At 61.8% G+C, this 225-nt stretch carries 1 protein-coding gene; it reads right to left on the bottom strand.

Annotated features, from left to right (window positions below):
- A partial coding sequence (locus tag C6W88_RS21775; RefSeq protein WP_197037175.1) for a hypothetical protein occupies nt 1-225 on the bottom strand: 225 nt, incomplete at both ends.

Genomic DNA, 225 nt, shown 5'->3' with positions numbered 1-225 from the left:
TGCCGTCGGTGATGGTGACGGTATGGCTATCGGTGGCGGTGTCGCCATCGCTGTCGACGGTGGCGATGGTGAAGCCGATCGACGGATTGCCGGTGCTGTTCTGTATCTGGTTGTCGTTGGCCTCGAAGGTCCAGGTGCCGTCGCCAGTGACGGTCAGAGTGCCTTCATCAAGATCGAAGGTCACGGTATCGGTAGCACCGTCGCCCAGCACCTTGTCGACGCCGC

The sequence above is a fragment of the Halomonas litopenaei genome (genome assembly GCF_003045775.1).
Taxonomy (GTDB): domain Bacteria; phylum Pseudomonadota; class Gammaproteobacteria; order Pseudomonadales; family Halomonadaceae; genus Halomonas; species Halomonas litopenaei.
This window is presented reverse-complemented; position numbering and strand designations above follow the sequence as displayed.